This is a genomic window from Mycobacterium sp. E3298 (genome assembly GCF_001666895.1).
Lineage (GTDB): Bacteria > Actinomycetota > Actinomycetes > Mycobacteriales > Mycobacteriaceae > Mycobacterium.
In genome coordinates this window covers 1-5,639 of sequence record NZ_LZJB01000191.1, presented here as the reverse complement: position 1 = coordinate 5,639, position 5,639 = coordinate 1, and the positions used below count along the sequence as shown (strand labels likewise).

The 5,639-nt window shown below is 70.6% G+C and carries 5 protein-coding genes; 2 read left to right on the top strand and 3 right to left on the bottom strand.

The genetic code is table 11. The features are described 5' to 3' along the window. Positions 1-957: acyl carrier protein (locus tag A9X05_RS09000; protein ID WP_231978303.1), on the top strand; the 957-nt coding region annotated here is incomplete at its 5' end. Positions 958-1,078: 121 nt separating this feature from the next. Continuing rightward, positions 1,079-2,146 carry a type III polyketide synthase gene (locus A9X05_RS08995; protein WP_368664924.1) on the top strand — a complete coding sequence of 356 codons (1,068 nt, stop codon included), beginning with the start codon at positions 1,079-1,081 and terminating at the stop codon, positions 2,144-2,146. Here A9X05_RS08995 and A9X05_RS08990 read toward each other — a convergent pair. The 3 genes from A9X05_RS08990 to A9X05_RS08980 all read right to left on the bottom strand — a co-directional run. After that, entirely contained in the window at positions 2,129-3,421 is a 1,293-nt protein-coding gene (locus A9X05_RS08990; protein ID WP_156736575.1) for a cytochrome P450, read from the bottom strand. The genes A9X05_RS08995 and A9X05_RS08990 overlap by 18 nt on opposite strands. A gap of 5 nt (positions 3,422-3,426) precedes the next feature. After that, a complete protein-coding gene (locus tag A9X05_RS08985; protein ID WP_067780728.1) occupies positions 3,427-5,202 on the bottom strand; it encodes an ABC-F family ATP-binding cassette domain-containing protein in 1,776 nt (591 codons plus the stop codon). 19 nt (positions 5,203-5,221) lie between these two features. Further along, on the bottom strand, positions 5,222-5,639 hold a 418-nt coding region (locus A9X05_RS08980), incomplete at its 5' end, for an ANTAR domain-containing protein (RefSeq protein ID WP_156736572.1).

The window sequence follows — 5,639 nt, the reverse complement described above, 5'->3', positions numbered from 1 at the left end:
GCGCGCCGGATCGCCGACATCGAGCCGCAACAGCCGCGAATCTGCCTGATATCCAACGTGTCCGGGGAGCCAGCCGGCCCCGGCTACGGGTCCGCGCGATACTGGGTCGAGCACGTGCGCCGGCCCGTGCGCTTCCTCGACGGCGTGCGCGCCGCCGAGGCCCTCGGGGTGACGGCGTTCGCGGAGGCGGGCCCTGGCGGCGGGTTGAGCGCGGCGGTGGACCAGTCAATGACCACCGAGCGGCCGATCTCGGTGACCACCCTGCCCAAGGACGCTCCCGAGGCCGAGTCGCTGCTGATCGCGGCCGGCCGCCTGTTCGCCGCCGGGGTGGCCGTCGGCTGGCCGGCCGTATTGGCCGACTCCGGGGGTCGACGCGTCGACCTGCCGACGTACGGCTTTGCCCGCCAACGGTTCTGGCTGGGTGGCACGCAGGATGTGCTGCGCCCCAACGCGGCCCGGTCCCCGAATCTGGCCGAGCAGCTACACCGCCTGGCGCCCGAGGAGCAACAGCGGCGGCTGGCCGAGCTGGTCTGCGAGCACGCGGCCGCCGTCGCGGGACATCCGGACGCGCGGGCCATCGGTCGCGACCGCGCCTTTGCCGACCTGGGCTTCGACTCGATGACCGGGGTCGAATTGCGCAACCGGCTCACGACGACGACCGGGTTGGCGTTGTCGCGAACCCTGATCTTCGACTATCCCACTCCCGCCGCGCTGGCCGACCATCTGCGCCAGCAGCTATTCCGCGGCGAGGACCGGGAATCGGACGAGGAAAAGGTGTGGTCCTCGCTGCGCAACATTCCGCTCGCCGAGCTGAGGAGGACCGGATTGCTCGACAAACTTCTCCTGCTCGCCGGCGGCCCGGAAAGCGTTGTGGCCCAACCGGTCACCGATCCCATCGACTCGCTGAGCCCCGACGCCCTCATCGCGATGGCACTGAAAAACCAGGACTCCGAATGAAAAAATGCCGAAGCAATAAGACACATGTCGAATACTTCAAACTTTTGCCGAATTACCGCCGATTGCTTAAACTTCGGAAATCGGCGAATGTCCCATTCGAGCTGGGACGCGGGCAAAAGGGTTGGGCATGAGCGTCATCGCGGGTGTTTTCGGAGCGTTGCCCCCGCATCGTTACAGCCAGGCCGAAATCACGGACCAGCTCGTCGAATTGCCGGCTCTGGCCGAACACGAGGAGATCGTCCGGCGGTTGCACGCCGCCGCCAAGGTCAACGGCCGCCACCTGGTCCTGCCGCTGGAGCGCTACCCGTCGCTCACCGATTTCGGTGAGGCCAACGAGGTGTTCATCGAACACGCCGTCGAACTGGGCTGCGAAGCGTTGCTGGGGGCGCTCGAGGAGGCCGGCCTGCAGCCACGGGACATCGACATGATCGCCACCACCACGGTCACCGGGGTGGCGGTCCCGTCGCTCGACGCGCGGATCGCCGGACGGCTCGGCCTTCGCCCGGACGTGCGCCGGGTGCCGCTGTTCGGGCTCGGTTGCGCGGCCGGCGCGGCGGGGGTGGGCCGCCTGCACGACTACCTGCGCGGCGCCCCGGACGGCGTCGCGGTCCTGGTGTCGGTCGAGCTGTGCTCGCTCACCTTCCCGGCGGTCAAGCCGACCGTGTCCGGCCTGGTGGGCACCGCGATGTTCGGGGATGGGGCGGCCGCCGTGGTCGCGGTCGGTGACCGTCGCGCCGAACGGCTGAGCCCCAGCGGGCCCGACATCGTCGATTCCCGCAGCCGGCTGTATCCCGAATCGCTGCACGTCATGGCCTGGAACGTCAGCTCGGCCGGGCTGCACCTGGTGATGTCGCCGGAGCTCACCAACTTCATCGACCGTTACCTGGCCGACGACGTCGGCCGCTTCCTGAGTGCCCACGGGCTGACCAAGGACGACGTGGGCGCTTGGGTGGCGCACCCCGGCGGCCCCAAGGTCATCACCGCGATCGGCAACGCCCTCGAGTTGCCCCCGGACGCCCTCGAGCTGACCTGGCGCTCGCTGGGCGAGGTCGCGAACCTGTCGTCGGCGTCGGTGCTGCACATCCTGCGCGACACCATCGCCAAGCCGCCGCCCGGCGGGGGCCCCGGGCTGATGCTCGCGATGGGCCCGGGATTCAGCGCCGAGTTCGTGCTACTGAGCTGGCGCTAGGTCGGTGGTGGCGACGACGTCGACGGTCAACCCCGGCTTCGGGGACAACGCGGCAAGGTTGGCCGCGCGGATGCGCTGAGGCGGCATCCGCAGTGTGGTCCTGGCGAGCAACCGGGCCAGCATCACGGTCATCTCGGTGGTGGCCATGGCCGCGCCGATGCAGCGGTGCAGGCCCCCGCTGAACGGAATGAACTCGTGTGGGGCGGGTTTGCGGTAGCCCGGGGCGTCGGGGTCCCACCGCTCCGGCCGGAATTGCGTTGGCCCGGGCCAGATTTCGGGGATGCGATGCGTGACGTATGGGCTGAAGATGAGCAGCCGGCCCGCCGGTATGCGGTGGCCGTCGAAGGAGATCTCGCGGATCACCTTGCGCGCCGAGATCACCCCGGGCGGGTAGAGCCGCAGGGTTTCCTGCACGACCCCGTTGAGGTAGGTCAACGCCGTCAGGTCGGCCGCGCCCGGCGGCCGTCCGCCGAGCACGCGTGCCACTTCGCGGGCCGCGGTGTCCCACGCGCCCGGCACGGAGAGCAGCGTGTAGATCGCCCATGCCAGCGCGCCGCTGGTGGTCTCGTAGCCGGCGGTGATCAGTGAGATGACGGCGTCGCGAATCTCGTTGTCGCCCAGCGCATAACCCTCGTCTCCGCGACCGTTGATCAGCATCGTCAGCATGTGGTCGTCGGGCCGGGGCTCGGCCCGCGCGGCGGCGACCTGCTCGTCCACCAGGGCGTCGATGCGTTTCCGGGCGGCCACCGCCCGTCGCCACCCCGGTGCGTTGAGCCGCCGTTGCAGCGCAACCGACTGCGGCAGTTGGTGAGTCAGGTCCAGCAGCGGCTGCAGCTGTTCGCCCAGAAAGTCCGAATGGGTGGCCAGGCGCGGGCCGAACAGGCTCTCGGCGGTGCTGCGCCGCACCGCCGAACGGCACGCGGAGTAGATGTCCAGCCGCTGCCCGCGCCGCCAGCCGTCGATCACGGCGTCGATGGTGCACACCATGGTGGCGACGTAGTCCTGGATCTGCCGGTGCCGCAGCCCGGGCGCGACGACGCTGCGCCGGCGCCGGTGATCGTCGCCGTCGCTGACGATCAACGCGGTGGGTCCGTCGACGATGGCGAGGTTCTGAAACGTCAACCGCCAGCTGAACGCGTCGGCGTTGGCGAACACGAACTTGTTCGCCTCGGCGCCCAGCAGGTAGGTGTAACCGTGCCGGCCGACGCCGGAGTTGATGACCGGGCCGCGCCGCCGGTACAGCGCCAGCAAGGCCTCGCCGGGCCGGTACCGCACGGGCGTCATTCCAGCGCCTCCGACAGCTCCAGCCAGCGGCCCTCCGTCTCGGCGACCTCGTCCTCGAGCGCCCGCAATTCCCGGGTGAGCCGCGTGATGCCGACATGGTCCGACTGGTCGTGGCGGGCGAGTTCGTGGTGTTTGTCCACGATCCGGTCGGCCAGCCGGGCGAGCTGGCGGTCGACGCCGGCCAGCTCCTTCTCGGTGGCCCGGCGCCGCGCCCCGGACATGCCTTGCGGCTCCGCGGGCGCCGGGCCGCCGTCCGCCGCGGCGCCGGCCTCGCGCGCCGCCAGCCGCAGGTACTCGTCGATGCCACCGGGCAGGTGCCGCAACCGGCCGTCGAGAACGGCGTACTGCTGATCGGTGATCCGCTCGAGCAGGTAGCGGTCGTGCGAGACGACGATCAAGGTCCCGGCCCACGAGTCGAGCAGGTCTTCCATCGCGGTGAGCATGTCGGTGTCGACGTCGTTGGTCGGCTCGTCGAGCAGCAATACGTTCGGCTCGGAGAGCAGCGTGAGCATCAGCTGCAACCGCCGCCGCTGCCCGCCGGAGAGCTCGCCGATGCGCGCGGACAACTGGCCGCGCCCGAACCCCAGCCGTTCCAGCAGCTGGGCCGGCGTCACCTCGCGGCCCTCGACCTCGTAGCCGCCGCGCAACCGGGCCAGGACGTCGGCGATGCGGTCGTCGGTGAGGCCGGCCAGGGCGTCGCCCTGCTGGTCGAGCACGGCCAGCTGAACGGTTTTGCCGCGCTTGACCCGTCCGGCGTCCGGCGCGATGGTCCCGGCGATCAGCCCGAGCAGCGTCGACTTCCCGGCGCCGTTGGCGCCGACGATGCCGGTGCGTTCGCCCGGGGCGATCCGCCATTCGACGTCGCGCAGCACCGGACGGCCGTCAAACGAGACCGACACGTCGAGCAGATCGATGACGTCCTTCCCGAGCCGGGCGGTGGCCAGCTTGGCCAGCTCGACGGTGTTGCGCAGCGGCGGCACGTCGGCGATCAGCTGGTTGGCCGCCTCGATGCGGAACTTGGGCTTCGAGGTCCGCGCCGGCGCGCCGCGACGCAGCCACGCCAGCTCCTTGCGCATCAGGTTCTGCCGCTTGGCTTCCGCGGTGGCGGCCAGCCGGTCCCGTTCGACGCGCTGCAGCACGTACGCCGCGTAGCCGCCCTCGAACGGCTCCACGATCCCGTCGTGCACCTCCCACGTCGTGGTGGCGACCTCGTCGAGGAACCAGCGGTCGTGCGTCACCAGCAGCAGCCCGCCGGTGTTGCGCGCCCAGCGCTGTTTGAGATGGTCGGCCAGCCAGGTGATGCCCTCGATGTCGAGATGGTTGGTGGGCTCGTCGAGGGCGATGACGTCCCACTCGCCGACCAGCAGCCGGGCCAGCTGCACCCGCCGGCGCTGACCTCCGCTGAGCGTGGATATCGCTGCGTCCCAATCGATGTCGGAGACCAAGCCGGCGACCACGTCGCGGACCCGGGGGTCGCCGGCCCACTGGTGTTCGGCCGCCTCGCCGACCAGCGTCCAGCCCACCGTGTGGGCCGGGTCCAGGGTGTCGGCCTGGCTGAGCGCGCCGACGCGCAAGCCGCTGCGGCGGGTCACGCGGCCCGAGTCGGGCCGCAGCTGGCCGGTGAGCAGCCGCAACAGGCTGGACTTCCCGTCCCCGTTGCGGCCGACGATGCCGATGCGCGCGCCGTCGTTCACGCCCAGCGTGACCGAATCGAATACCAGCTGGGTCGGATATTCGAGGCGGATGGCCTCGGCTCCCAATAGGTGCGCCACTGGCCCGACCCTACTGCGGCTACTCCAGGGTCAGCAGCGCCCGGTCGACTTCGCTCTGGGTCTCCGCCGACGCCTTGCTGGCCACCGCGTCCAGGAAGCGGCTGGCGAGGTCGCGCAGCTTCAGGTTGGTCTCCTGGGAGCGCCACACCAGGATGTCGAACGCCCGCTCGGCGGAGATGTCGTAGGCGGCCATCAGCACGCCCTTGGCCTGCTCGATTCGGGCGCGGGCGTCGGCCACCGCCGACAGGACCTTGTTGATGTCGGTCTGCAGCGAGTCGGTGACGTCGACGTAGAACCCGGACGTCCCGATCACGGTGCCGTGGTCGTCGAGCATCCGGTCGCCCGCGACGACGACGCACAGGGTGCGGCCCCCGGTGTCGACGATGCGGTGCCGACTGCTGAACGGCTTGCCCCGCATCACGCGGTCCAGGACGGCC